Here is a 24121-nt window from a genome sequence, read left to right on the forward strand (position 1 = left end):
CCCCTCGTACCGCGCAAGGAACCACGCTATGCCGCTGCGTTCACCACAACGTTCTGCTGGCTCCTGCCACTTCTAATCCGGCGCAGGATGCGCTCCAGTCCCCGACATACTTTGCCCCAAAGGTATGACCCGACAATCAGTCCCACAATGGAGGCAGTAAGCTCCCTTGGCGTGCCTTCCGCCTTGGGATCGTCGATCAACCACTGGTGGAACTCCCAACCTACTCCCAAGCGCAGCCAAAGGAAAATCCCGAGCACGAAAACAAACGCACTTGGTCTGCGCCGCGCAAACCCGATAACGTTGCAGTTTGAAATGCCGACAGCAACGATCACCAGTCCGGCCGACGCCGCCGTGATGTAGTCAAGCCAACTGTAAGGCCGAATCGATAGGCCGCAGAAGGCCAAAACTGCGAGAGTCGCTGCAAGGGAAATGCGGAGTTTGCGACCGAGTCGATACGTGCCGGTGCCAGCGTTTTGATCCGAGCAAAGCAGTACCAAAGCAGCAATCGACACCAACGCCGCGCACCAGATGCCGAACAGAAGGTGGTCAAGGGTATTCGGAAAAAGCGAATGCCATTGCGTCTCCCAGTTTTGCAGTGCTGAGACGTACTGACGCACCTCCGTGGAGAACCTCTCTGCCTGAGGTTTCCCAGGAGCCGCCCACCTGTGTGCGGCCACAGCGTACGAGTAGGCTGAGACAGCAACTGCATAGGCGAAGTACGTCGAGAAGAGAATCGCGACGTTGGCGATTCTCATCGCGGGAAGCTTGAACCTGATCATCTGTGCAACTGGTTGTTGGCAAGCTTTGGTTATCCGCGAACGATCCTCGCGGGTCAAGCGACATAGCGCTCACATTCCCTGCAAGGTCGCTTCGGTGGACGCGCTAGCGTCGTCGATGGGCTTGTTGATGACCTGGCTGATTTCGTATCAATCGGCGACGGCGCTGCCGGCGCAAGGCTATACGCCGCGCTTCCGCCTGCGATGCATGGACACGACAACACCGGAACATCCTGTAACGCGGATACTCAAAAAAGGCCTTGAAAACGCTCGTCATCATGGCAATATCACGGGCAGTGTCGCGCCCGGGCAGATCGCCAGTGCGTTGGCACGCTAAACCTCTAAGACTACGAACCGAAAATGGCTACCAAAGCTAAGACGACTGCCAAGGCCGCTGCGAAGCCGGCCGCCAAGCCCGCGGCCAAGAAGGCTGCTGTGAAGACCCCTGCGAAGGCAGCACCGAAGGCCGCCGCTGCGGCACCGGTGGTCAAGCCGCTGAAGGAGACGTTCAACAAGTCGAGTTTGCTTGCCCACCTGATCGCCCAGACTGAACTGGACAAGAAGACCGTGCAGACTGTGCTGGCTCATCTCGAGAACACCATCGTGAGCGCAATCCACAAAAAGGGCGCTGGCGAGTTCACGTTGCCGGGCCTGTTCAAGGTGGCCGCTATCCAGGTTCCTGCCACGAAAAAGCGTTTCGGGAAGAATCCCTTCACTGGTGTAGACCAATGGTTCGCCGCCAAGCCGGCATCGGTCAAGGTGAAGGTGCGTCCGCTGAAGAAGCTTAAGGACGCGGCAGCCTAATCACAAGCAGCACGTTCAGAAGAGGGCGACCGATGATCGCCCTTTTTCGCTTTTGTGGAGGCCGTGTTTCCACCAGCCTTTCCAGATTGGCTTTAGGAGCCAGGGGCTCCGAACATCTTGCGCACCATCAGTCCGACGCCGTCGGCAGCTTCCAACCGGATCATCTGCTGCCCGCCTTCCCCCCAGGATCTCACACGCCGTTCGGTAGTATCGACGACATCAACAACCCGCCCCCTGAGCACTTCCCGTAGCACGCTGGCGCGACAGTAGATTGTCGCTCCCCACCAACTGCCGTCCGGCTGGACCACAACCTGCGGCGGGCCCGCGTAGACAACGTCAGGTTCGGATTGATCATCCCATCCCAGTAGGGCACGGCGATCGCGCAGCTCCAGTACGACGCGACGGGCTGATGGTCGTGGCTGGGTGAAAAGGAGATTGAGCGAAAAGCCGTCCCAGAATCGGCTCGCGAGAATGGACTCCGTCAGCGGCATGTCGAGCAGTCGGCAAGTGTGGCGCAGGCTGGCACGCTGGATGCCCCGCCAGTCCATCTCTGGGGCGTGCTGATCCAGCGGTTGATTGCCGCCGGCCGCGTTCGGGCCCACTCCGCCGCCGGGCGACGATGCGGTAGCAGGAGTCACGGCCGGTAGCCCGCTCGGAAACACCCCGTGTACCAGGGTGGACCGGAACCGCTTCTTTCCTGCGGGTCCGGGCAGCTCACTGGAAACGAGCGTTCCCTCCGTGGGCGCAACGTTTCCCCCACCTGGCAGGGTGAGAACCTGATGGCGGTTGGACCAGACTTGCCGTTCCCAGTCCTTTTGTACATCCAAATCAGTCGTCGTCGCTCGCGAGCCCTTTGACTCGGCGAGGCACACGGCCGCCGGCGTGGTCGCGGTTGCGGCGCGGAAGAACACGAAGTCGGGATGCGCTGACGTTGTCTGCCCCCCGCAGTCCTCCCAGTGCGCCATCCATGGGTAGCCGGCGTGGTCCATCTGGAGCAGGGCTAGCCCCGCACCCAGGGTCCCCGACAGGAATGGCTTCACGTAATCCTTGAGGCGGGAGTACGCTGGCGTCACCGAATAGCCGTGGCCATCCCAGGCACACACGGACAATGCTGCCTCCGCGGTAGCTCGCACGGTCTCCTGTCCGGACCCGCCCAGCGTGAGCCCGAGCTTGCTGGCTCTCTGCATAGTCAGATAGAGCCACCAGATGTTGACGTGTGCCCCGGAGGCCGGCGGCGTCTTCTTCTGCCAGGTCAGGTTTGGCGTCGACGAGAGCAGGCGAAACTCTTTGTGGATGGGGACAGTGGGCATAAAAAGGCGATCGGCCGTGCAGCGGAACGGCCATTGTCCCCGAAGTCCCAGCGGGCTAGCCACCCAGCCCGTGCAGGGCCCGGTAACGCCTCTGGCAGATCTGGCCCAGCTTGCTCCGCCGCGAACGTCGACTTTTTACGGTCGCAGAAGCTAGGAAAACGCCCCCGATCTGCGTCGCGCGTCGCCGTGACAATGAAGGCTCCTAAAGCAGCGGAGCAAATATGCCCCTCCCACCTGAAGTCCAGATGTTCGTGAACATTGCCCGAGAACGCGATCGCGCGGATCTTCTCTTCCCGTCGGTCGACGTGCCCGGCCCGCTAGGTTCGCTGATCCGTCAGCCAAATCCTGCGGCAGTGCGCGCACGGGAGATGAAAAACCTGACTGACGAGGAGTATGCGGTGCGGCTCGGGCTCCTGCCCTGACTGGTTGCGTCGGGCGAACTCTCAGGGTACCGCCGCGCTGTTCCGTGCCCTCTATTTATATATAGGGGGGTGAAACCGCCCAGGGGCGCACACCTGACGGCGTGCGCGCGGGGTTTACTACGTCCGCTCGCATTTTGACTTTTGGGTCCGGGCGCGGCACGATCAATGCACTCGGTCGGGCCTATCCGGCCGACGCAACATACAAGGCTACACAATATGGTTAATCCGATTTACCCACACACATCGCTGGACGCGATGCAACTCATCACCTTCAAGTACGCCAACGGCTTCAGCATGATGGCCGAGCTGCTGCCCAAGCCTCGGGTCGCCGGTGCCACGATCACGCAGGTCGATGTCGAGATCACCAGCGCCCGTTGGTCCAACGTCGTTCAGCACTCGCTGCCGACGCTGGTGCAGGCCGGCACCCAGGCGCTCCTCGACGCCCAGACGGATGCCGCGCAGAGCACGACCCACATCGCCGAGATCCGCATCACGGGCGAGGAATTCCTCACCAAGCACGACATGCTGCAGATCTCGGGCAACCTGCCGGTGACAGTCGTCTGACGCGGGCCACGCTCTACTGGGAAGAAGCCGGCGCCAGCCGGCTTTTTCTTTGCCGGCGCCGCATGCCGGGGGCACTGCGCTCATACCGGCCCCAACCTGGCGGCTACGCGGGAACCGCTAGCAGCCCCATGCGCTGGCCGTTCTTCTTGTTACGTGCCCATAAGTTGGCCGTCGCCAAAAAAATGCCACATAAAGCACTTTCGCTTGATTGTGGTGCTTTCCGCCTGTGCATGATAACCGTACTTATCAAGCACACACAAAATAAGGTACGGGTCACCTAGCATCGCGCACACGCCTCCGCCTATAATGTGACGAATTCGCGCGGAGGCCGCGCCGGCATTGGGCTGGCGGGTTCTGCGCCCCACCGACCAAACCACATGGCCCGCGATCCCGACACCCTCCAACAGATCACCCATGCCCACCTGGAGGCCGCCGCGAGCGCGTGGCAGGCGGGCGAGCGGGTCGCCGCCCTGAAGTCGAGCACGCCATGGGAGGCGCAGATCGCAGGGCAGTGGTACCCGACCAAGGCCATTCTGGCGCTCGCGCACCGGCACGCCGGCTTTGGCGAGCTCACGCGCGACACGCTTGCCGGGGAAGCCGCCCGCCGCCGCCTGGCTGCGATGGATATCCCGCTGCGACGGCCCGGGCAGGAGGTCGCGGCAGCGGACAATCCAGCGTGGTCGCGACTGCAGCGGCACGACGTCGAGGCCGGGGCTGCCGCGCTGCGAGACAGGATGGAATGGGCCATTTCCATGAAACACATCGCCAACAAGCCGCACGAGACTGAATGGCGGCTGGGCCTCGACGGACTCTGGTACAGCCCACGCGCGATCGGCCAGGAGGCGTGTACCGCAGCCGAACTGCCCACCTTCAACTGGAAAATGCCCGACGGCGAGTACACGCGATATCGCGCGCACCTCGAGGCCTTGGGCTTCTCCCTGAAGCGTGGCCGGACGCCGACGCGGTCCCAGCCGGCGTGGGGCGCCGGTGAACTACGCGCCGCCGCCGCCGGCCTGACCGGGATGGAGCTGGAGGCCGCGGGCGCAGGTATGGACCCGCTGCAAGTGGTCCTCGACGGCCGCGCGTACCCGGCTGCCGACTTGCTCGGTCTGCCAGCCGGTCAGGCGCCATCGGCACAGGACCGGGCCGCGATCGCCGAGGCAGGCGGCGCCTTGCGTGCCGCCCCGGACCCGCTCGACGCCGCGCTGGAGGCGCTGGCCGCCCAGAACGGGCTGCCGACGGAAGCGGCGCGTCAGGTGCGGGGGCGGATCGGACAGGGACGGTTCCGCGAGGCGCTTCTCCAGCTGCACGGCTGCTGCGCCGTGAGCGGCGTTTCGACGCCGGCGGTCCTGCGCGCGGCCCATATCCATCGTTGGGCCGACTGCGGCGACACGCCCACCGCTCGCCACGATATCGACAACGGCCTGCTGCTGGCCGCGAACCTCGACTGCCTGTTCGAGACGGGGCTGATCGCGTTCGACGACGACGGCCGGATACTGATTTCGCCCGAACTGGACACCGCCGCGCGTGACGCGCTGGGTCTCAGCCCGGACCTGCGGCTGGCGGTCGTGCCGACACTTGGCCAGCGCGGCTACCTGGCCAAGCACCGCGAGCGCACCCGGGCCATGCGCGAGGCTTCGGCATGAACGCCCCGGCATCGGGGGCCACCATCGTGACGCCATTGCGCAGACGCCGGTCCGTCACGCGCCGGCAGCTGCATCGGGGGCATTTCGGGTTCCTGCGGGCCATCATCCAGGGCCTGCATGCACGGGCCATGTGGGAACGCTATCTGATGGAGGAAGGCGAGATCGAGGCCGACCAGGAATTGCTGGCCCGATCCCCGGAGGGCGAGGAGGGCGCGGAGGCCGACATCGAAGCCGATCCGGCCGCGCACGCTTTTGCCACCCATCCCAAGGTCCGTCGGGTGACAGCCTGGCTGCGCAGCGAGCTCGTCGCCGCGGCAACTCGGGCCCAGCGCCCCGGTACCGCCCGCCGCCTGAAGCTGGAAGCCAGGGACCTCCGGAAGATCGGGCAGAAAGGGTTGGGGCTGCCGTCGCTCGAGGAGTTTGTGGCGGAGACCGGCATGGACGGCTTTGGCGAGTCCGAGCAACTGGCCGCCTACCAGGAACGCTATGGCGACGCCCTGAAACGGGAGTCCAAGCGCGCCCGGATGATGCGCCGCCAGCTGGAGGCGATCGACTGGCTCGAAGAACGGTACGCCCAGCCTGTCCTCGCCGGCGACGCGTGCCGTGCCTGGCTGGCCGAACCCCTCGCGGAGCGGCTGGAGGTGGCCGGTGTGACGACGCTGGCGGATCTGCTCGATCGCATTGACGGGCTGGGTGCCGGCTGGGCCCGCGGCCTGCCGGCGATTGGCGCCGGCAAGGCGAGGGCGATCGAAGCCTTCCTGACCACTCACGCCGAGACGCTGGGCCGGTCGATCGGCAACCACGTGGCCGTACCGCGCCGCAGGCGCTATGTGCACGAGATGGCTTCGGTCGTGCCCCGCGGCAAGGAAAACGCCCTGGTCCCGCTCGACAAGCTGGTGCTGCCTGTCCATCTGGACGGTCGCGACGGCGCCTACCGCCTGCCGCAGGCTCGCTGCCTCATCAACGCCCACAATGACTACGAAGCGGTGCTGTCCTGGCTGCGCTCCAAACCCGGGCTGGCGCCGGATCGGATCTTGCGCCTGCGGGAGAAGCGCAAGGATGTCGGCACGGGGCAGGGGCCCTACGACTGGCTGAATTACCTGTCGAATACCCAGCGGGCGTACCGGAAGGAGGCGGAACGCTTCCTCCTGTGGTCGATGCTGGCCCGGGGAAAGCCGCTGTCCTCCATGGACACGGACGACTGCATGGCGTACCGGGACTTCCTCGCCGACCCACCGAAGGAATGGTGCGGCCCGCGCTCGCGGGAGCGATGGACGCCCCTCTGGCGACCATTCGAGGGCCCGCTGAATCCTCGCGCCCAAGGCTATGCGATCGGGGTGCTGGCCAACCTGTATGCGTATCTCAACGCCAAGAACTACCTGGCCGGCAATCCCTGGCAGGGCATTCACGTGCCGACGAGCGCCAAACCCGAGCTGGACGTCGGCCGCAGCCTGACAGAGGACCAGTGGGCCTTTGTCAAAGGGTGTCTGGCCCGCCTGCCGGCGACGTCCATCCATCGCCGGCTGCAGGTCGCTTTGCCGCTGCTGTACGCGACCGGCCTGCGGCTGTCCGAGGTGATCGCGGCCAGCACGGACGATCTGGAGTGGGTGAGCCTGGCCCAGCCCGGTACCGGCGAGCGTGAGGAGGGCTGGTGGCTCACCGTGATCGGCAAGGGGAACAAGCTGCGCCGCGTGCCGGTACCCGACACGACGGTCCACGCATTGGGCGAGTATCTGGAGTCGCGGGGGTTCGCCAGTGATCCTGCCCGGTGCCGCGGTGTGGCGCTGCTCGGCCACGCGACCGACCAGGAGGAACGGGCAGGGGGGTGGGCGAAGATTGACACGGCCCCCGCCGAGGCGGGATTGGCGGCGACCACGTTGTACCGGCAGATCAAGCGGTTCTTCCAGGCGTGCGCGTCCGAGCTGGAAGCGGTCGACGCCCGAGGCGCCTCGCGCTTGGCGGCGGCCAGCACGCACTGGATGCGGCACACCCATATTTCCCATGCATTGGCCGCTGGCGCACCGCTCGAGGCCGTCAAGCAAAACGCGGGGCACGCATCGCTTGATACCACCACCCGCTACGTCACGACCGAGGACGCCCGCCGCCGAGCTGCAATGAGGAAGTTCTGGGATTCGCAATCAACGTAATTGAAATCAACCTATGGGGGAAGCGATGTTCGAAGTTCGTCGAGCACGCCTGCTAGCGAAGATGCTAGCGCGTGCCTACCGCATTGAAATGCGGCTCGGCAAGAGGCTGGTCACTACCGTCAGCGGCTGGGCTTTACAACGTCGCACAGTGAGCGTGGACATTGCAGAGACCGCGTGGGTTGCTAGTGACAAGCCTCGCGTGCGCCTAGTCGTTGACTTCATCAACGAGCGCATCGAAGTTCGGCAGTACGCAAGTGGCAGAGGCGACGAACTGAAGTTCATGGTTACGTCACTTGAGCAGTTCAACACCGTTGGCCACCAAATCGTCGCGTACCTGGTACGCACCTTCCCCTAAGTTATTGGGGGTTGGAAGATCGGTACTGCCAACAGCTTGATTCGGGTCCACGATAGACAAAGGGCAGGGGACATGAAAGAAGACATTCTGGAGCAGATGGTCGACGAGTACCTCCAGCACAAGGGGTATTTCACCCAGCACAACCTGAAGTTCCGACCAGCCAAAGACCATGTCGACTATGTCGCCCAAGCCGATGCGGTTCACAGCGACGTCGACGTGATCGGCATTCACCCGCTAATGCAGGGGCCCGAACGGGTGGTGGTAGTCAGTTGCAAGAGCTGGCAGCAAGGCTTCAGCCCGCAGTATTGGAGTGATGCGATCGCCAAGAACAAGAAGGTGAATGGTAGGGAAGCATGGATGGCATTTCGCGAGCTCGCCAGGCCGAAATGGGCGCAGGCGTTTCGCGCTGAGGTGGAGCGAGCCACGGGCGCAAAGGCATTCACGTACGTAACGGCCGTGACGCGGCTCACTGCCCAAGCAGATCGGACTGCTTGGGAACAGCACCCAGAGTTCCGCCAGAGCTTGAATGGAAACCCCATCAGGATACTGACGTTCGACGATATGTTGAGTGAGCTATTTCCGACGATCAACCAGACAGTCGCCTCCTCACAACTCGGTCGCCTGCTTCAACTGATCAAGGCATCAGGTTGGGCGCTAGCTTCGAGGAATGAAAATGGGCCATCCTTGGTCTAGGTCACGGTCACTGCCAAAGCCTCGCGCCGTACTCCGGACGTGTCATGATCGCCGATCGCCGCGCGGCAATTCAGTTACATTGCGCCTAACCGTACTAGCTGACAATTGACCCTAATGAATACCAAGGTTTTTGACTGGAGAATGCGCCGGAACTGGCTGGCTAGCATCCGCCACTATGCAGGCCATGTGCTAACCGTCGAACTGCGACAGCATCTCTCGCAAGAGCGGCCGAAATGCTGGTCGGACGACTTTGCCTGGCTACCCGACTCGGAATACGTCCTACCCGAATTCGTCGCTGGCTTAACCAGCTACTACACGCATTTCAAGGGCTTTCATGGCTGCCGCCCGTTGAAGCTGGCCAGCTACTACGAGCGCGGCTTGCTCGGGCAAGACAGCGAACTTCTTTGCGACGCGTTCCGCGAGATTTTTTCGGATGTACCCAAGGAGGACGTGGATAGTGCCATCAAGCAGTTCGCCGACCGCAGCGATAGGGAGCGGGGCAAAATGTGGCTCGTGGGAAGTGACGAATTTCTAGTAAAACAATGCGGCCATTACCTCATCCAAGGTAGTGAATATTTGATGGCGCTCGCGGCGCATCTGGGCCGTCCCCTGAGTGGTGAAGACTACCGCTTCCGGCTTCGCAACTATGGCATCCCGACAATTCTGGAGGTCGATGTCCCAGTAGGCCTCGTGCCTGCGGCGCAGCATGTTGAAGTGGCGAAGATGATCTTGTCCGAGTGGGGGCAACTAGCCGCTCGGCGCCCCTTGGGTTTTGGGGGTGAGCCCCCCTGCTATGTCGTTCGCCAAGACATCCCCCCCGATTGCGTTCAGGGCCATTACCATCCCAAACAGATTGTTGACCCCCATCAGGGAAACCGGCCGTACATCAATGGCCTGCTGACCTGCGATGTGTGCGGCGGGTAAATCCGCCGCCAAGCGTGTGGCGACAACACAGACCGGCTTTGAAGAGATACGAGACTAATGGAGCAACTTGCACAGGTTTTGAGGCAGATCGGGGACCTGCCCCAGATGGAATCGCCGGAACTCAACTTCTACGCGGTTGGCGGCGCGGGGTATTTGGAGAACCCTACGTCCGACCTGATGGCTCTTTTCATGGGTGCGGAACCACAAGCGCCGCGATGGCTAGCAAAAGCACTTCTATCGTGTCTCGCAAATAGAGGCCTGGCTGAAGGGATCATAGTCGAGTCGGTCGACTGGGACGGCGTTACCGCTGAACGGGAAGTTGCCCAGACCGATCAAGAGAGTGATTCTGTAAAACGCCTTGATCTCGTGATTTCTGACGGGGACTTCGTTCTGGGCATCGAGAATAAGGTCTACGCCACCGCACGCGGAAACCCGTTCCACGTTTACGACCGGCTGCTTGCTGAACGCGCAGCCGGTGGGCCAATTATCAAATGCGTACTCCGCCCGACCGATAGGACCTCCGATGTTCCATTGGGATGGCCGGTGGTCACCTATCCCGATCTCGTGAAGACAGCGCTCGATCTTCTAGGCCAGGAATTCGTTCGGGCACCGGTATCAAAGTGGCACTTTTTCTACAGAGAATTTCTCAACCACCTAGAGTCACTCGCCAACCCAGAGAGCGGCACCATAATGTCAGACGCAGCATTCAGCTTTGCCCTGAAAAACTTCCATGCACTTAGCCAGGCCGCCGATCTCCTAGGCGAGTTCAAATCGCAGCTTGAGCACGATGCCACGGCACGCGTGCGAGAACGTCTATCGGCTATGACACTAGAAGGGTCCGTCGCGCTGACTTCGAAACAGCAGGTCTGGCGATCCCTTAACCAGCATGTAGTCGAGATTTATCCTGCTAGCTGGGGAAAATATTCGAAGGTGGTACTGGCTTATGGTGAAGATGAAACGGATGAAGATCATGCGCTGTACTTCTACGTTCTCGGCTACATCAGCTTCGGTACCGAAAAGCAAAGCATCGAAGAGATCAAACAAAGGTTTTACGCCGACACGAAGAACGAAGTCAGTTCATGGCGTACCCACTCGGACCCGGCAGACAATTTGTTTGAGGAGGGTCGATCGACCAAGTATCTCGGAATCAGCGGCATGCCCAAGGATGCGACGCTGAGCGGGGCGTTGCAAGCGCTGGAAGACCTTGCAGCCTGGATGCAGCAGTTTGTATTCACCCCGGCGCAATGACTTCGGCAATTAAGCCCGGCGCGACGGAGGTAATCTAGCCGCCCCCCATGTGCGCCCTGTGACACAGATCAAGACCAACCATCACCAGAATCGCAAGACGATCAACAATGACGAATTCTCTCATTCGACCCACAGTCGGCGAGGTGTATCAACTCCTCCAAGGCGTCAGTGGCCTGCTCGTACATTTTTCTGGGGCGCCGAAAGGCGCGGGGAAAACTGACGCTGAAAGATTGTGGTTCCCTGACGACCTGCAGAAGGTACTTGACGGGAAAGCGCAAGGAGGACTCTCCGCGTCGGTGGTCATGCCAGGCGACCGGTTTGGGCAACACTATGCGAGCAATGCGGTTGGTTGCGTTGGTGTGATTCTCGGCCTGCACTCTCCGCAATCCCTACGGTGTGCAGATGCGGCAGATTGTGGCTCGTGGACTGACCAGACGGGAAGCCGAATGTGCGACGCGCCAGCGAGCCTCTCAATTCAAGAATTGGCGCTGACGATTTCCAATCGGCGCCAAGGTTGCTACAACGAATGGGTGATTGCCGACTACATCCCGCTTGGAATTCTCGCGATGCCTCCGTTTGAGGTGCGAACCGGAGGGTCGCCTTCTGACTTGCCAGGCGGCGGCGACCTTTCGCCCGAACTCGCCGGAGACAGCCCCGTTGAGGTTCCAAAGTTTCTCGATCTGGCAAGCGTGCGCAGGGTCTTTCCGAGTCAGCCGCTCTACACGATGACTGGAGAAGGCATTGCCTTGGTAGGGCCAGACGACAGTACCTCAATCATTCTTCACGACCAGATCTATTGAGCAGGGGCGGGCCAGCCAATGGCGGCATGACATGGCAGGGGAACGGCCGGTCACCCAGACCAATGATCAGACCACTTGATCTTCTGCCGACGATGAGTATCATGCTTGGAGCGCTGCCCAAGCCTTCCGTGCACCCGCCGACTCGGCGGATGGTAAAACAGGGCCTATTCCACCTCCTCATTCTCGTGCTGACTTCTGTCGCGGCCGAGGCAATGTGCACACCTCTCACGCCGCGCAAAATGGAAGACTCAGCATGCCTGCTCTTGCACACCCCTATGGGTCCAACGGGTTCTGGAACGATCTGGCCAGACGACTCGAGCCTTTCTTGGGCAACGTCAAAGTCTGTCTGGGTGGGAATTGGTACGACCGCTTCGAAGACCTGTTCACCAAGCCTGATTTCGAGACTGTCGCAATCGCCGAAGGCGGTCTGCCCCAAGCACGCTATCTGATTGAGCTGCAAAACTCAGCAGATGTCCTGGCGAGTCGCTACGACTGGCTAATGGCAGGAGCATCGGAGGCAGAGTGTGTCGCCGCTCTGCTAGATATGTGTCGAGACTCCGATCAATGGCCAACCGCTATATCTCGAGCCCACAATATCCTTGCATTCTCGCGCGACAACGTCCCGTTTGCAGAGATTAGACCAGTCCCTGAGCCGCCTCGCTGGTCCAGCGCGACACTTGACCGCGCCGAGCACGCGCTAGGTCGGTTGCACAAGAACGGCGACTCGGAAAAGGAGTTCGCCAATCGAATCAAGCGATGGCCGGGATTCGAATCAGTCCAGGTAGGTGATCGCGAGCAAACGACGCCGCAGTGGGGTCACTGGCCTAGCCCGGCGGAGTGGCTGATATTGGCTCGACAGCTTCTCAGCATCGCGGGAGCAACCGAAGCCGGCACTGCGCAAGCGCAGGCGCTGGTTGCCGCCATCTTTGACGTGGCCAGCTGGCATCACCTTTGCGGGCTGATGCCTGGTTGTCGCGATGCCCAGTGGTGGGCATTGCAGGGCCCGTTTTTAACTTCTCTCGGACGGAATTCTGAGGACGAACGGGTGTTCCCTGGCCCTGTAGAGGCCTTCATGGATTTCATTACTCGCGGGACAAAGCTTAGTCCTGATGATGGCCCTTGGACCGCCCGTATAAGCTGGCCTTTGGAAATGCCCTATATAACGCTTGAATCCGAACGCCGCCACGATGGAGGGCCCTATCCGTTGCCAATTTTGGGGGCGAGCATGGAGGCGGTGTGCCATACCTCTGCTAGACCAGAGAGCCTTGCTGCCATAGCGTCGCCACTGAGCACTAACGACCTTGAAGGGGTGTTAGCGTGCTTTGTGATCGACCCTAACGACGACAGCTACTCCACCCGCATTTTCCACAGAGCGAACTTTGGTGGGCTGCTCTGCAAAGGCTTCGTTACGAGCGATGGCCCATATATCACTTGCGGAGACGGCTGGATGGACAGCACTCCGCTCGGCGTCTCGATGCTTCGGAAGTTTCAGCCCCATCCAAAGAATGGCCGCCCCCAGAAAGAGGGATGGTGGCTGGTGAAGTACTCCAGTGAGGCCAGGGTTGATCTGACGCGGTTCTCGGAAACACAGATCCAGCAGCTCAGTAAAGAGTTTGGCATCGTGGTTGCCGGTGAAGCCGAGTACGGGGACGACGAAGAGCGGTTCTTTTCCTCACCTGCCTGGTCAGCTCTGCAGGACTGGGCACGGTCACACCCTGAGTTGGCGAAAGACTTAGCCGAAGGGGCGTCCTACTTACCAGGCTGGTACCAGCGAGCAAAGCGCAAGGCGGCGTTGCACTGATCTCCGGTCAGCATTCTGGATGTACATGCGCGAGAGAGGGGTAAGGGAGGCAAGGCCACGGCCAGAGTTGATTGGTACAATCCGCCGTGAGCCTTAGCCACCTACTTTCGATATGAAACAGTTCACGTTTGAGGATGTTCTGAGTCTGACTTTCGACGAGCTTGGCGCCATAGAAGACCCCATGCAATTGGCCGCCACCGCGCAAGTCTCACCGATGCTTGTACGGTACGTCATCAGAACGGACCAACTCGAAGAGAGGTACCGCGGCGTCCGAATGCGCACCTTGCTCGGTGCAATCGACGTAGCTGCCGCGGCAGTAAAATGGCCAAACGTGGTCGGGCAGAAAGCTCTGTTGGCACAGAAGGATGCCGACGTTGATGCCTATTTGGATGAGCTACAACCGCATGTAGCCAAGGCAATCGAATTGGCGCCCAAGTACCACTGACCCATGAAAAAAGGCCCGCGACTTAGCGGGCCTTGGTTCATCAAACGGTAGGTTGCGTACGATTACTTCATCGAGGGCCAGCCCATCGGCTCGGCCTCGTTCAGCGCAACATCTGCCTCATTGACCATGGTCGTCACGACCGCAAACTGTTCCTCCGTCAACTTCTTTGCGGAAGCCAATCCGATGGCTTCCGAGTACTTGCGAGCAGCTTGCTCGCACTGCGTCTTTTGCTCGCCCAAGGTCTGAAGTTCCTCAGGGTCCGTATCGTCGTCAGAGTTGTCCAGGGCTTTATCGAAGGCGCTGGTGAGGTGACCGTCAAGGCGTGCCAGATGACGCTGGCACTTGCGGATGTGTCGTTTAACGTGGTTGACTTCGGCTCGATCTGCGAGAGCCACCGGCTCGCTAGATGAACCACCCGTGTCAGTTGTCATAATCAACTCCAGGAAAGAGACTATTGCTCTGAGCTGGCGCCAATTCAAGTTGAGAGGGTGATCAATCCTCCTGGTCGACAATCTACCCGAAGGTTACGCCGTTTGGAAGGCGGCAGATGCGTCCGGGAACCCAAGCTCTGAGCGCCGGCCCACACGGCAATCCCCGGGCTCTCCTGCCGTGCTAGATTGCAGAAATCTATAGGCCAGAGGTACAAACCATGGAAGTGGAAGGTCAAGTCCTATACGTCTACCGCTGTCCGACGTGCGGCCACCGTGGCGAAGTTCATTTCGCCGACGACTCGCATGATGCCGCTTCCCATACTTGCGCTTCGTGTGGTGGTCAGGTCTCGCTCGAGTGGGATGGCGGCGTGACGTTCGATGTTGTGCCAAAGTCCTGATCTACCTACCAAGGGCACGCCCCAAAATCCTTCACCTCCACGCCCCAAATCTGTTCCCCTTTGCGCCGGCGGTGGCGTCAAGTTGCACAGATGCGCCTTCGCCGCTAATATCTTGCGGTGGATGGCCTCCCAACCTGCCGACGGGTTAAACGGCCTGCGATACCTACGGACACTCGTCCTCGGCATGTGAATCTCCATTTCATTGTGCCCGCATGTAATCGTCGGTTGTGGGCAAGAAACGGAGTTTTCCCATGTTGCTGCTATTCCCATCCGCTCTCACTCAGAACTCAGCTGGCGAACACAAGAAGGCCGCGCGAGAGCAATTTTCTGGCATCAAATCGTCGCACTTGAGCGAAGCCATCGCGTCTGGTTTTGGCTATCAGTCCCATGCGGCTCTGCTCGCCGCGCTGGGTAGCAACGCCCGCCCGCGCAGTAATTTCTCTTTGATTGGTTTCGGGAAGCGGTTGACTGAACTCGGATACGAACGCCCAGCGGATTTCCTGGCCGACCAGGACGTGCCCTGGGCAGTTCAATGCCTGGTGTCCCTCATGATCGAGGCGGGATTTCGAGACTCTCTTGCTAGCAACAGTTCACGGATCGGCGTCACCAAGACAATTGATGCGCTCAATGTCGCCGGTTGCACCGAGTTCAATTTCAAGGCCCTAGGCCGGCAAGCGCAACAGCAACAGACCCGAGCCTTGCGCGAACTCTTCAGCACGGTTATCGAGTTGCAAGTCTCGGTGCGAGACGGCGATCGCGTATTGAGATCGCCGATTGTCCGAGAGGTAGGAATCGAGACGCCAACCAACTGCATATTGTTCTCGCTAGCGGACGTTATTGTCCGAGCGGCCCGGTTAGCAGCTTAGCGCCCTACGTGTGACGCTTGATGCACATAACGTCTATTATGTTAAATGCGCCAAGCAAACCAGCCGGGGAGATGCGAGATGGTTAAAAGGCGGGTATGATGCCCATTTTCCCGGCTTCGGTGCCGTGTCTGGCACATTGTTGATCGGGGACTTCCTCAGCGGATGTCTGGTGTTGTTTGCTTCCTTGTTTATGGTGTTCGAGGTCGAGATCGGCGTCGAGGCTCATTTGAAAGGAAAAAAATGAAACTGAGATTCAAGCTGAAAAGCAATCGAAGGGGCGCGGGGTTACTGGGGGTATGCGCACTGGACACTGCAGGGGAGTCACGATCGCATACGTGGCAGACTTAGGCCCAAAGAGTGCCTCAGCCCCCGCCAATTCCAAGAAACGCTCCACTGGGGCGTTTTTTTTCGACCCTCGTCAGCTGGCGGGCGTCGCACGAAGGATGAACTAGTAGGAGTAACAAGATGAGTTTTCATTTTCATCCGATTCCGGCTGCCGGGAACGGCGGCGGCGTATCGGTCGTGGCCGCATACGCGAGTTTCAACCCCCAACACGATAAAACCTGGGAATTCTCCGGCTGGCTCGAATCGGTGCGAACACGAGCCCTCGACTACTTCCCAGACCTCAGCGAGCAGGTGTACTTGCGGATGTACCTGCCGCAGAATGTGCTCAACCTATACAGCAAGGGTGGCGGAGTCCGGGAAATGGCTCTGCGTCACCTCATCCCTGGCAATTCAAGACGTCATACTCGCATCGCGTACTTCGACTGGGTCACGAGCGACCAAATCTTTGACGTTGAGGCTGACTTTGACCAGTTCATCCAGTTCGTGCAAATGAACTGGCCGAGGCTCCGGAGCTACTGATCTGGCATTGGCCGAGCGCCCCAGAACAGAGGCCACTCTGGCCGGCGCTGGCCGCACAAAACTAATGTCAGCAGGCCATTGTTAATCAACACCCGGCTCGCGTTCGAAAAACCGACAGGAGAGCGCCCGAATCGGCGCATATGGCACAGCATGCGGGCAGTCCATCCATAGCCGAGGGTGAGGAAATTCTGGCCGGACGCCGAACTGCAGCCGCGAGCAGGTGCGGCAGATGGAATCCTCTGGCACGACATAGGATGGCATCGGCAGGGGTGGGGGCTCAAAACCGGCACTCACGAAATTGAACTGGATATTTGTACAGTACTCCCATTGTAGATCGGCATCTGGCCGCGCCCTTGCGACCCGGGTGGTGCTTACGGCGGTCTAGCGGTCATCTTCTTCGTCGGCTTCTGCACATCCATCGTTGTACCGCTGCGTTGGTACAGAAACATAGTTCACGGCGGAGAGATTGATCGCAACTTGCTTATACGAGCCCTCGACATCGAGAGTCACAAATGGCACGTCCTGGTAGGGATACTCGAGAGTGAAGCAGAATGCGTTGTAAATCGAGCAATCATCCTCCACGTCGACATCATGTTGACCGATGCATGGCAGGTTCCAGACCACACAATTTGCGCGATCCATATACCGATCCAAGATTGACCTTGCCCCTGTTCCACGAATCCCATAACCGAGGGAATTAGGCAGCCCGGTGTTGCTGAGCTGCGGACCAGTTTTTCTCGAACGTCATGGGGCTGACGTAGCCCAGCGTCGAGTGGAGTCGGCTGGCATTATAAAAGCCAAGCCAGTCAATTACCTCGTCCATTGCGGCGCGGCGGGTAGCGAACTGGCGACCGTGCAGGCGAGCGACCTTCAACGACCCCCACAGACTCTCAGTCGGCGCGTTGTCCCAGCAATCGCCCCTGCGGCTCATTGACGAGCGCATGCCATACGCCTTCAGGGCGTCTTGAAACAGATGGCTGCAATACTGGCTTCCCCGGTCGGTGTGCACAATCACACCGGCTTCCGGGCGGCGCCGGAACCAGGCCATGCGCAGCGCGTCCGTGACCAATTCGGCCTTCATGTGTGGTTGCATCGACCAGCCAACCACCTGCCGGCTGAACAGGTCGATGATGACCACCAGGTAGAGCCAGCCTTCGGCGGTCGCCACATAGGTTATGTCGCTCGTCCAGACTTGATTGGGTGCTGCTGGGCTAAAGTCGCGTTGCAGCAGATTGGGGGCCACCGGCAAATCGTGGTTCGAGTTGGTTGTCGCGATGTACTTGCGCTTGTGGCGGGCACGGATGCCGTGCAGCGCCATCAGCTTGCGAACACGCTCCTTGCCCACCCGCACCCCACGCGCCAGCAGTTCCTTCCACATGCGCGGCCAGCCGTACTCCCCCTTGACCCCGGCGTGAATCGCCTTGATGTGGGCCAACAAGGCATCGTCACTGAGTCGGCCTCTATCTGGCCTGTCGGTGCTTACTGTGCGTTGCTTGCGCTGGTGATAGCCGCTGGGGCTGACCCCTAACAGCTCACACAGGACCGAGACCGGCCAGTAACGTCGGTTTCGCTCGATGAACGCATACCTCACACCGACTCCTTCGCAAAGTATGCTGCGGCTTTTTTTAAAATATCGCGCTCCATCTTCAAGCGCGCCACCTCCGCCCGAAGCCGGGCCAGCTCCATCTGCTCCGGGCTGACCGGCTTCATACCCGCACCAGTCAGCTTGCCTTCCCGCTCCGCCTTGACCCAGTTATGCAGCGTCTGCGCTCTGATGCCCAGGGTCGCGCTAACCACTGCCATGCTCTGCCCGCTCTTCACCAGCCGTACCGCTTCCAGCTTGAATTCCAGCGTGTACTGCGCCCGCTTTGTCTTGCTTGTCATCACATCTCTCCTTGCTTCAGTTTAACCTCAGCAAGGGATTCGTTTTGCGGGGGCAAGCTCAGATCTTCTTGTCCACCGAAGCAACAACTGCGTCCCAATCCAAACCCTCGAATTCAACTCTGCTAGGCGTCCCGCCCAAAGCGGGCGAGGATGGTCGAATATGAGTGAAAACCGCCAGAACCTCTTCTTCGGTGAATTCAGCCTTCGCCAGAAGATCATGGGGGGAGTCCAGTTGTGACACTATCCTCCAAAACGTATCATCCGGAGCAACACCAAGGTACTGGTCACCATATTCCTCTGGCCCACCCTCGCCCACTTCATGGCCGGTTAGGTACATGTCGCCCATCGCTGCGCGACGGATGTACACGGTCCTGTTATCCAATGATTGGATGACAATCCCTAGCGTGTCGGCATCATCCAGCTGTATCAGGATGCGACTGCGTTCTCCATCAGATATCGGCAGTAGCAACGGCGGACAGCCGGTACTAAAGTGAATCGCTGCGAATCCGTAGTTCTTCCTGTCTGCAGGAAGTTGCTCATCCATTCCCTCGATATCAAATGGCTCAGGCTGCCCTCGCAAGTACTCTACAGATACCCCGAGTGCCTCCGACAGAGAAATCACCTTCGCCTCTGGAACCTCGATCTCGCCGGACTCCCACCTGTGATAGGTCGATTGGCTCAGGCCGAGCCGCTTTGCAATTTCGCTTTGCGTCAAGCGCGCAAGACGCCTCGCTCTTTTCATCGCGTTTTTGCGGACCATGATTCACCTCCATGTCGACGCATCCTATGCGAATAATATGCGTCAAGATGGAATGATCAAGGATAGGAATGAGTTCTCTCGCACTTTCATTGCTGTGATCCTGATGGATGGCGCTGGGTTCGAAAACCCGCAGCCGCGGCTGGCTGTCGTTGGCGCCTCGCCTGGCGTAGACTCGCGTTGGCCGGCACCAATCATCAGAGAGCCGATAGCAGAGCAAGGGGGAAGTCAGATGGCTCGGCACTTTAGGCTTGGCATGTGGAATCGGCTAGCGATTGTTCTGACAGTGATCCTCTCGCTTGGGGTGCCGACGTACTTCCATTTTGCCCGCGGTTTGCAGTTGCAGATCGATTTCGACAAGTCTTTGCAGGACTGCAAGGACATTGCCATCAGCAAGGGGCTGCAGCTTGACCCCGCAGCGGACTACATCGGGGTTTGCCAGAAGCAAACCAAGATGATGTACGCATGGGAAGAACAGCATGAGCCGTACATGTATGTCAGACACATTGTCGCCATGTTCGCCCTTTCAGTGGCTGCCTATTTGCTCATTTGGGCCGGCGCGGCAGTGGCACGGTGGATCTTGCGCGGGCGCACGCGCGCATAGCTGCTAGCAAGGGCCCGCCGTGCCGCGCCGGCAACTGCTCGAGCTCGAGGATATTCAGCCGATGCTGGCGGTAGCCAGTAAGGCCCTGCCGCGTACGGGCACCTGGCAGTATTCCCCGTAGCACGATGGTTACCGCACGCTGGCCACACGGGATCGGTTGCGCACGCGCGGCGGCGCGGATGCCACGACATGGTTTCCGGAGATTCCTGCCACGCTAACCGGTCTGCCCGCTGGCCATCACATCATCGACGGCGAGATGTGCGTGCTGGTCAACGGGCGCTCCGACTTCGTACAGTTGCACGAGCGCGCTATGCGGCGCCGCTGGTATCCGGGCGCACCACCAGTGGTGCTGTGTGCGTTCGATCTGCTGGTGCATGCCGGCACGGACATTCGTGGCAAACCCATCGAGGAGCGCCAGGCACGCTTGGCGGCGTTGGTGTCGGGTTTGCCTGGCGTGCTGTATGTGAGCGCCATCGATGACGGCGCGGCGATGTGGGCTGCCGTGATTGCGCTGCAGCTTGAGGGAATGGTGGCGAAGCGCGTAGGCAGCGCCTACGTGGCTGGGCCCTCGCGCGACTGGCTCAAGATCAAGAGACCGGGCGCCACCCTTCCCGGCTTCAAGCGCGATATCTGATGCACCAAAGCAAAACGGCCGCACGCGACCGTTTCTAAAGGCACTCCTGGCGGCTAGCGTCCGTCCGAGGAGGGAGCAGCTAGCCGTTGGTCCAAGGCGCCAAGTGACATGACAGGATAACACCGATGCAGACCAGCCGGGCCACGTTGGTGATGCTGCGGGACGAGAACCTGATAGATCACACTTCAGTGGCTCAGCGTGCCGGTTCTCTTGCATTGTTCACGAGCAATCTCATTCCAACGCACTGCCTCGCCCGCCCCTTCGATACTGTATATTTATACAGTGCTATTCGAAGTCATGAAACTCTGTCAGGAGGGGCGCCGACTACACCGTGGATGGTGGGGCGGGCAGTCGCTATGGCGCGGCCAGGTGTTGATCGAGGACCGCATGGATACGCGCGCCCATCGCGTGATGGCTCATGCGTTCATGGCCTACAGCAAGCACCAGGACGTGGCGGAGCTCGGCGTTCTGTACGACGCGCGGATAGTGAAACTCACCTCCGACGACATGATCCTGACGGGGTTTGAGCGGGCCGACTTCGATCTGAGGGAGTACCGCCAGGCCTGGCTGCTGCGGCTGAATCGCCCCGGGTTTTGCGGAGGCTCTCACTCTTGAGAGAATGCGAGCCATGAGCAAGAACAACGCAAACAAGTTTTCCCCGGAAGTGCGCGAGCGCGCCGTGCGCCTGGTGCAGGAGTCGCGCGGCGAGTACCCGTCGCTGTGGGTGGCGGTCGAGTCCATCGCGCCCAAGATCGGCTGCTCGGCGCAGACGCTGCTGACCTGGGTCAAGCGCCACGAAGTCGACAGCGGACAGCGCGAAGGCGTCACCACCAGCGAGCGAGAACGCATCAAGGAGTTGGAGCGGGAGAACCGAGAGCTGCGCCGCGCCAACGACATCCTGCGCACTGCCAGCGCTTTTTTCGCGCAGGCGGAGCTCGACCGCAAGCTGAAGTCGTAAACACCTACATCGACCGGCACCGGGAGGTTTACGGGGTCGAGCCGATCTGCAAGGTGTTGCAGGTTGCCTCGTCGGCCTATCGGCGCCATGCCGCACGGCTGCGTGATCCGTCACGGCGCAGCGACCGTGCGCGTCGTGATGAACGGCTCATGCCGCAAGTCCAGCGAGTGTGGCAGGAGAACCATCGCGTCTACGGCGCCGACAAGGTCTGGCGGCAACTGAACCGCGAGGGCGTGACGGTTGCCCGCTGCACGGTCGAGCGATTGATGCGCGCCCAGGGACTGCAAGGTGTGCGGCGCGGCAAGCGGCTGCGAACGACCATCGCTGACGACGCCGCCAGTCGCCCGGTGGATCGCGTCAACCGGCAGTTCCGGGCCGACCGTCCCAATCAGCTCTGGGTCTCGGACTTCACCTACGTCTCGACATGGCAGGGTTGGCTGTACGTGGCCTTCGTCGTCGACGTCTACGCCAGGCGCATCGTCGGCTGGCGCGTGAGCAAATCCATGACGACGGACTTCGTGCTCGATGCGCTGGAGCAGGCCCTATACGCTCGCCAGCCTGGCAACGACGGTTCTCTGACCCACCACTCCGATAGGGGATCGCAGTACGTCAGCATCCGCTATAGCGAACGCCTGGCCGAAGCCGGCATCGAGCCGTCGGTCGGCAGCCGTGGCGACAGTTACGACAACGCCTTGGCCGAGACGATCAATGGCTTGTACAAGGCCGAGCTGATCCATCGCCGCGCGCCTTGGAAAACCAGGGAATCCGTCGAACTGGCAACACTGGAATGGGTCGCTTGGTTCAACCATAAGCGCCTGCACTCATCCATCGGCTATATCCCGCCCGCCGAGGCTGAGGCAAACTACTACAACCAACTCGGCAAAACCGCCGACGAGGCCGTTTTACTTTAACCAAACAGCCTCCGCGAAAACCGGGGCGATTCAGGCCGATCACGCAGGCAGAAATGGACACGCCCATCCGCGCTGACGTGGTACGCGGGCGCGGCAAGGTACCATCACCACCACCCGACAACGGAGACAAGTCATGTGCGTGAATTACGCCCCCGTGCAACGCCAGGTGTTACGGGACGTGTTCGGCGTCGAGCCGCCTTCCGACGAATGGCGTGCAGAGGCGTGGCGAGACTACCCTGCCCCGATCATCCGCGCCGGCGACCACGGCCAACGGGAATGCGTGCTGGCAGGTTTTGGGATGGTGCCCAAAGCGGAGATAAAGCGGCGCAATGAGGAGACGATGCAACGGACTGGCGCTCCCCCAAAGGTGCGGGACTACGACACCATGAACGCCCGCTTGGAAACCATTGGCAAGCTCCAGTCGTTTGCAAAGTACTGGCGTGAATGCCGGCTCGCGCTTGTGGGGGCCACCGCTGTGTATGAGCCCTGCTGGGAGACAGGCAAGGCCGTGCGGTGGCGTATCGGGCTACCTGATGGCGAGCCCTTCGCCATTGCCGGCTTGTGGCGCGATTGGCCGGACGGCTCGGCCACCTTCACGATGCCAACGGTTGCGGCCGAAACCCATGCTCTCATGCGGCGCATGCACGCGCCAGGCAAAGAGAAACGCAGCGTAGTGATCTTGCCTCGCGACGAGTGGGATGATTGGTTGAACTGCCGCGATCCGGAACTCGCCCGCAGCTTCCTGCGGCTCTATCCGGCTGATGCCATGGTGGCCGAGGCAGCACCGGCACCACCGCGCAAGAAAGCCGTCGAGGCCTAGAGCGTGGGCCACTCGATTTTCTCTTGGGGCCCAGTCTCGTCCTCCCAGGAGATCTTCACCTGGAACTTCCGTTCCGCGAGCCCTAGATGGGCAGTTGCAATCAGGTCCACCCCGCACTGTGGTTCCAGCCGCTCCAGCGGGAACGTGCTGCGCACCTGTGACTCGACCAGAATGCTATTGCCGTCCACGAACTCGATGCGTACGTTCCTGGCAGCGGCCCGTCCCCGGTTGAAGACCTTGAAGCGCCTGTCGTTGGAACCGCGCATGGCAAACGCAGTGCTCACGTCAGCCTTTTTCTCTGCCGCTGCTTCCGCCTCCTCTCTGGCCAGCAGACGCTCGTTCAGCAACTTCTGGCTCTGATTGACACCCTTCTGCCGATGGTTGAAGAGCACCGACGCGCCCGTACCGACAACGGAAACGATCAGCGCCGCGGCTGCGATGAAGTCGCTCTCAGTCATTTCAGCTTGAACCCCGAGCCCTTGAAGATGTTGGCGATCTCTTTCTTGATGTCAGCCACTACCTCTGCCTTCACCTCATCTACATGGGCTTGTATGTGAGCACCGTTCTCGCTCACCAGGTTCTCGCGGGAAATCTCACGTCCGCAACGCGTGCACTTCAGCAGCTCCGGAACTGGCGCGTTCTCGATGCTGGCGAAGTCAGTGCCGCCACATGTGGGGCACTGCAGTTGGACTGTCCTGTCGTACTTTCCCTCTTGCAACATTTCTGATCCCTCTGTGGTGTAGTTCATTGGCCAGCACGGCACTAAACCACACCAGAAGGTACGTGGCAGGCACTTGCTCGACAGCTCCCTGTCCGAGCTGCTTCTGCTCGTTGGTCGACCTCGTCAGATTCACCCGCCTAGATCAAAGCCGGCACGGCTCGTCAAGTGCCTGACGTTCCACATCGTCCTCCCCGGCGCGATCAGTTCTATATGGTATTGCGTCGTTTTTTCCACTCACACCATATAGAACGTGACGTTTTTCCTTGCCCCGCTACCATCTAGCCCCTAGAATCGGCTCAAACTGCATTTTGTGACGTTTCATACTTGGAGGGTTGCCT

The 24121-nt window shown here is 60.5% G+C and carries 29 protein-coding genes and 1 other annotated feature; of the genes, 21 read left to right on the forward strand and 8 right to left on the reverse strand.

Annotation, left to right across the window (positions count from 1 at the left end):
* Positions 1–26: 26 nt before the first annotated feature.
* Positions 27–779, reverse strand: a complete 753-nt coding sequence (locus tag RMET_RS30725; protein ID WP_011514851.1) for a hypothetical protein — start codon at positions 777–779, stop codon at positions 27–29.
* Here RMET_RS30725 and RMET_RS30730 point away from each other — a divergent pair.
* Positions 766–1113 (forward strand): hypothetical protein, encoded by a 348-nt coding sequence (locus RMET_RS30730; RefSeq protein WP_124682126.1) that lies wholly within the window; start codon positions 766–768, stop codon positions 1111–1113. The two genes, RMET_RS30725 and RMET_RS30730, sit on opposite strands and share 14 nt — an antisense overlap.
* 23 nt (positions 1114–1136) lie before the next feature.
* Positions 1137–1580 (forward strand): HU family DNA-binding protein, encoded by a 444-nt coding sequence (locus RMET_RS30735; protein WP_011514853.1) that lies wholly within the window; start codon positions 1137–1139, stop codon positions 1578–1580.
* A 92-nt stretch (positions 1581–1672) separates the two neighbouring features.
* Here RMET_RS30735 and RMET_RS30740 read toward each other — a convergent pair whose 3' ends face one another.
* The gene (locus RMET_RS30740; RefSeq protein WP_011514854.1) at positions 1673–2890 is read right to left on the reverse strand and encodes a hypothetical protein; all 1218 of its coding nucleotides are present in this window, start codon (positions 2888–2890) and stop codon (positions 1673–1675) included.
* Positions 2891–3111: 221 nt separating this feature from the next.
* Between RMET_RS30740 and RMET_RS33330 the strand changes: the two genes are divergently transcribed.
* From RMET_RS33330 to RMET_RS30790, 11 genes are all read left to right on the forward strand, one after another.
* On the forward strand, positions 3112–3312 hold the full coding sequence (locus RMET_RS33330; protein WP_011514855.1) for a hypothetical protein: 201 nt from the start codon (positions 3112–3114) through the stop codon (positions 3310–3312).
* Positions 3313–3528: 216 nt separating this feature from the next.
* Positions 3529–3876: a hypothetical protein gene (locus RMET_RS30745; RefSeq protein WP_011229410.1), complete on the forward strand. Its 348-nt coding sequence runs from the start codon at positions 3529–3531 to the stop codon at positions 3874–3876.
* A gap of 377 nt (positions 3877–4253) precedes the next feature.
* On the forward strand, positions 4254–5522 hold the full coding sequence (locus tag RMET_RS31940) for an HNH endonuclease (RefSeq protein ID WP_011229411.1): 1269 nt from the start codon (positions 4254–4256) through the stop codon (positions 5520–5522).
* A complete protein-coding gene (locus tag RMET_RS30755; RefSeq protein ID WP_011229412.1) occupies positions 5519–7669 on the forward strand; it encodes a phage integrase family protein in 2151 nt (716 codons plus the stop codon). The genes RMET_RS31940 and RMET_RS30755 overlap by 4 nt, the downstream gene beginning before the upstream one ends.
* Before the next feature lie 13 nt (positions 7670–7682).
* Positions 7683–8024 (forward strand): hypothetical protein, encoded by a 342-nt coding sequence (locus tag RMET_RS30760; RefSeq protein ID WP_017510560.1) that lies wholly within the window; start codon positions 7683–7685, stop codon positions 8022–8024.
* A gap of 72 nt (positions 8025–8096) precedes the next feature.
* Complete coding sequence (locus RMET_RS30765) at positions 8097–8717, forward strand: hypothetical protein (protein ID WP_011514857.1); 621 nt, start codon at positions 8097–8099, stop codon at positions 8715–8717.
* 114 nt (positions 8718–8831) lie between these two features.
* A complete protein-coding gene (locus RMET_RS30770; protein WP_011514858.1) occupies positions 8832–9641 on the forward strand; it encodes a hypothetical protein in 810 nt (269 codons plus the stop codon).
* A 57-nt stretch (positions 9642–9698) separates the two neighbouring features.
* Entirely contained in the window at positions 9699–10889 is a 1191-nt protein-coding gene (locus RMET_RS30775) for a PDDEXK-like family protein (protein WP_017510562.1), read from the forward strand.
* A 107-nt stretch (positions 10890–10996) separates the two neighbouring features.
* The gene (locus RMET_RS33335; protein WP_011514860.1) at positions 10997–11689 is read left to right on the forward strand and encodes a hypothetical protein; all 693 of its coding nucleotides are present in this window, start codon (positions 10997–10999) and stop codon (positions 11687–11689) included.
* Between the two features lie 253 nt (positions 11690–11942).
* Positions 11943–13490 carry a hypothetical protein gene (locus tag RMET_RS30785; protein ID WP_017510564.1) on the forward strand — a complete coding sequence of 516 codons (1548 nt, stop codon included), beginning with the start codon at positions 11943–11945 and terminating at the stop codon, positions 13488–13490.
* A 112-nt stretch (positions 13491–13602) separates the two neighbouring features.
* Positions 13603–13935, forward strand: coding sequence for a hypothetical protein (locus RMET_RS30790; RefSeq protein ID WP_011514862.1), 333 nt, complete (start codon positions 13603–13605; stop codon positions 13933–13935).
* A gap of 62 nt (positions 13936–13997) precedes the next feature.
* Here RMET_RS30790 and RMET_RS30795 read toward each other — a convergent pair whose 3' ends face one another.
* Positions 13998–14366, reverse strand: a complete 369-nt coding sequence (locus RMET_RS30795; protein ID WP_017510565.1) for a hypothetical protein — start codon at positions 14364–14366, stop codon at positions 13998–14000.
* Positions 14367–15015: 649 nt separating this feature from the next.
* Here RMET_RS30795 and RMET_RS30800 point away from each other — a divergent pair.
* From RMET_RS30800 to RMET_RS30805, 3 genes are all read left to right on the forward strand, one after another.
* On the forward strand, positions 15016–15630 hold the full coding sequence (locus RMET_RS30800) for a hypothetical protein (protein ID WP_017510566.1): 615 nt from the start codon (positions 15016–15018) through the stop codon (positions 15628–15630).
* Between the two features lie 10 nt (positions 15631–15640).
* Positions 15641–15874 carry a hypothetical protein gene (locus RMET_RS33885; protein WP_124682095.1) on the forward strand — a complete coding sequence of 78 codons (234 nt, stop codon included), beginning with the start codon at positions 15641–15643 and terminating at the stop codon, positions 15872–15874.
* 221 nt (positions 15875–16095) lie between these two features.
* Entirely contained in the window at positions 16096–16494 is a 399-nt protein-coding gene (locus RMET_RS30805) for a hypothetical protein (RefSeq protein ID WP_011514865.1), read from the forward strand.
* A gap of 381 nt (positions 16495–16875) precedes the next feature.
* On the opposite strand, the gene RMET_RS30810 is transcribed toward RMET_RS30805, so the two are convergent.
* The 3 genes from RMET_RS30810 to RMET_RS31945 all read right to left on the reverse strand — a co-directional run bounded on the left by RMET_RS30810 (position 16876) and on the right by RMET_RS31945 (position 19138).
* Complete coding sequence (locus RMET_RS30810) at positions 16876–17136, reverse strand: hypothetical protein (RefSeq protein WP_041240745.1); 261 nt, start codon at positions 17134–17136, stop codon at positions 16876–16878.
* Between the two features lie 55 nt (positions 17137–17191).
* Positions 17192–18378, reverse strand: a protein-coding gene (locus RMET_RS30815) for an IS3-like element ISRme13 family transposase (protein WP_085960481.1) whose coding sequence is annotated in 2 segments (ribosomal slippage) — positions 17192–18123 and positions 18123–18378 — 1188 coding nt in all. Because the reading frame shifts where the segments join, the coding sequence is not laid out codon by codon here.
* Positions 18379–18436: 58 nt separating this feature from the next.
* The gene (locus tag RMET_RS31945; RefSeq protein WP_011514867.1) at positions 18437–19138 is read right to left on the reverse strand and encodes a helix-turn-helix domain-containing protein; all 702 of its coding nucleotides are present in this window, start codon (positions 19136–19138) and stop codon (positions 18437–18439) included.
* 37 nt (positions 19139–19175) lie between these two features.
* On the opposite strand from RMET_RS31945, the gene RMET_RS30830 reads away from it, so the two are divergent.
* From RMET_RS30830 to RMET_RS30855, 5 genes are all read left to right on the forward strand, one after another.
* Positions 19176–19739, forward strand: coding sequence for a hypothetical protein (locus RMET_RS30830; RefSeq protein WP_029309126.1), 564 nt, complete (start codon positions 19176–19178; stop codon positions 19737–19739).
* 157 nt (positions 19740–19896) lie between these two features.
* Complete coding sequence (locus RMET_RS30835) at positions 19897–20373, forward strand: ATP-dependent DNA ligase (RefSeq protein WP_011229417.1); 477 nt, start codon at positions 19897–19899, stop codon at positions 20371–20373.
* Positions 20374–20760: 387 nt separating this feature from the next.
* Positions 20761–20988: a hypothetical protein gene (locus tag RMET_RS30840; protein ID WP_155877861.1), complete on the forward strand. Its 228-nt coding sequence runs from the start codon at positions 20761–20763 to the stop codon at positions 20986–20988.
* 4 nt (positions 20989–20992) lie between these two features.
* Positions 20993–22242 (forward strand): IS3-like element ISRme15 family transposase gene (locus tag RMET_RS30850; protein WP_085960508.1). Its coding sequence is split into 2 segments (ribosomal slippage): positions 20993–21287 and positions 21287–22242, totalling 1251 coding nucleotides; the frame shifts between segments, so codons are not numbered across the junction.
* Positions 21286–21402: a sequence feature (AL1L pseudoknot), on the forward strand. (Overlaps the previous gene by 117 nt.)
* Positions 22243–22375: 133 nt before the next feature.
* Entirely contained in the window at positions 22376–23062 is a 687-nt protein-coding gene (locus RMET_RS30855; RefSeq protein ID WP_011229421.1) for an SOS response-associated peptidase, read from the forward strand.
* Here RMET_RS30855 and RMET_RS30860 read toward each other — a convergent pair.
* Entirely contained in the window at positions 23059–23520 is a 462-nt protein-coding gene (locus RMET_RS30860; RefSeq protein ID WP_011229422.1) for a hypothetical protein, read from the reverse strand. The two genes, RMET_RS30855 and RMET_RS30860, sit on opposite strands and share 4 nt — an antisense overlap.
* Positions 23517–23810 carry an ECs_2282 family putative zinc-binding protein gene (locus tag RMET_RS30865; RefSeq protein WP_200876194.1) on the reverse strand — a complete coding sequence of 98 codons (294 nt, stop codon included), beginning with the start codon at positions 23808–23810 and terminating at the stop codon, positions 23517–23519. The genes RMET_RS30860 and RMET_RS30865 overlap by 4 nt, the downstream gene beginning before the upstream one ends.
* Positions 23811–24121 lie beyond the last annotated feature (311 nt).

Origin of the sequence: Cupriavidus metallidurans CH34 (assembly GCF_000196015.1) — a bacterium.
GTDB lineage: Bacteria > Pseudomonadota > Gammaproteobacteria > Burkholderiales > Burkholderiaceae > Cupriavidus > Cupriavidus metallidurans.

What these genes read in the sequence shown, in the direction of transcription:
- RMET_RS30830 (WP_029309126.1), top strand. Translation starts at nt 19,176, where the DNA reads ATGCGTCAAGATGGAATGATCAAGGATAGGAATGAGTTCTCTCGCACT.
- RMET_RS30770 (WP_011514858.1), top strand. Translation starts at nt 8,832, where the DNA reads ATGAATACCAAGGTTTTTGACTGGAGAATGCGCCGGAACTGGCTGGCT.
- RMET_RS30755 (WP_011229412.1), top strand. Translation starts at nt 5,519, where the DNA reads ATGAACGCCCCGGCATCGGGGGCCACCATCGTGACGCCATTGCGCAGA.
- RMET_RS30810 (WP_041240745.1), bottom strand. Translation starts at nt 17,136, where the DNA reads ATGGATCGCGCAAATTGTGTGGTCTGGAACCTGCCATGCATCGGTCAA.
- RMET_RS30805 (WP_011514865.1), top strand. Translation starts at nt 16,096, where the DNA reads ATGAGTTTTCATTTTCATCCGATTCCGGCTGCCGGGAACGGCGGCGGC.
- RMET_RS30855 (WP_011229421.1), top strand. Translation starts at nt 22,376, where the DNA reads ATGTGCGTGAATTACGCCCCCGTGCAACGCCAGGTGTTACGGGACGTG.
- RMET_RS30775 (WP_017510562.1), top strand. Translation starts at nt 9,699, where the DNA reads ATGGAGCAACTTGCACAGGTTTTGAGGCAGATCGGGGACCTGCCCCAG.
- RMET_RS33330 (WP_011514855.1), top strand. Translation starts at nt 3,112, where the DNA reads ATGCCCCTCCCACCTGAAGTCCAGATGTTCGTGAACATTGCCCGAGAA.
- RMET_RS30795 (WP_017510565.1), bottom strand. Translation starts at nt 14,366, where the DNA reads ATGACAACTGACACGGGTGGTTCATCTAGCGAGCCGGTGGCTCTCGCA.
- RMET_RS30800 (WP_017510566.1), top strand. Translation starts at nt 15,016, where the DNA reads ATGTTGCTGCTATTCCCATCCGCTCTCACTCAGAACTCAGCTGGCGAA.
- RMET_RS30840 (WP_155877861.1), top strand. Translation starts at nt 20,761, where the DNA reads ATGGATACGCGCGCCCATCGCGTGATGGCTCATGCGTTCATGGCCTAC.
- RMET_RS30865 (WP_200876194.1), bottom strand. Translation starts at nt 23,810, where the DNA reads ATGAACTACACCACAGAGGGATCAGAAATGTTGCAAGAGGGAAAGTAC.
- RMET_RS30790 (WP_011514862.1), top strand. Translation starts at nt 13,603, where the DNA reads ATGAAACAGTTCACGTTTGAGGATGTTCTGAGTCTGACTTTCGACGAG.
- RMET_RS30785 (WP_017510564.1), top strand. Translation starts at nt 11,943, where the DNA reads ATGCCTGCTCTTGCACACCCCTATGGGTCCAACGGGTTCTGGAACGAT.
- RMET_RS30765 (WP_011514857.1), top strand. Translation starts at nt 8,097, where the DNA reads ATGAAAGAAGACATTCTGGAGCAGATGGTCGACGAGTACCTCCAGCAC.
- RMET_RS33335 (WP_011514860.1), top strand. Translation starts at nt 10,997, where the DNA reads ATGACGAATTCTCTCATTCGACCCACAGTCGGCGAGGTGTATCAACTC.
- RMET_RS30735 (WP_011514853.1), top strand. Translation starts at nt 1,137, where the DNA reads ATGGCTACCAAAGCTAAGACGACTGCCAAGGCCGCTGCGAAGCCGGCC.
- RMET_RS30725 (WP_011514851.1), bottom strand. Translation starts at nt 779, where the DNA reads ATGATCAGGTTCAAGCTTCCCGCGATGAGAATCGCCAACGTCGCGATT.
- RMET_RS31940 (WP_011229411.1), top strand. Translation starts at nt 4,254, where the DNA reads ATGGCCCGCGATCCCGACACCCTCCAACAGATCACCCATGCCCACCTG.
- RMET_RS30745 (WP_011229410.1), top strand. Translation starts at nt 3,529, where the DNA reads ATGGTTAATCCGATTTACCCACACACATCGCTGGACGCGATGCAACTC.
- RMET_RS30860 (WP_011229422.1), bottom strand. Translation starts at nt 23,520, where the DNA reads ATGACTGAGAGCGACTTCATCGCAGCCGCGGCGCTGATCGTTTCCGTT.
- RMET_RS31945 (WP_011514867.1), bottom strand. Translation starts at nt 19,138, where the DNA reads ATGGTCCGCAAAAACGCGATGAAAAGAGCGAGGCGTCTTGCGCGCTTG.
- RMET_RS30740 (WP_011514854.1), bottom strand. Translation starts at nt 2,890, where the DNA reads ATGCCCACTGTCCCCATCCACAAAGAGTTTCGCCTGCTCTCGTCGACG.
- RMET_RS30760 (WP_017510560.1), top strand. Translation starts at nt 7,683, where the DNA reads ATGGGGGAAGCGATGTTCGAAGTTCGTCGAGCACGCCTGCTAGCGAAG.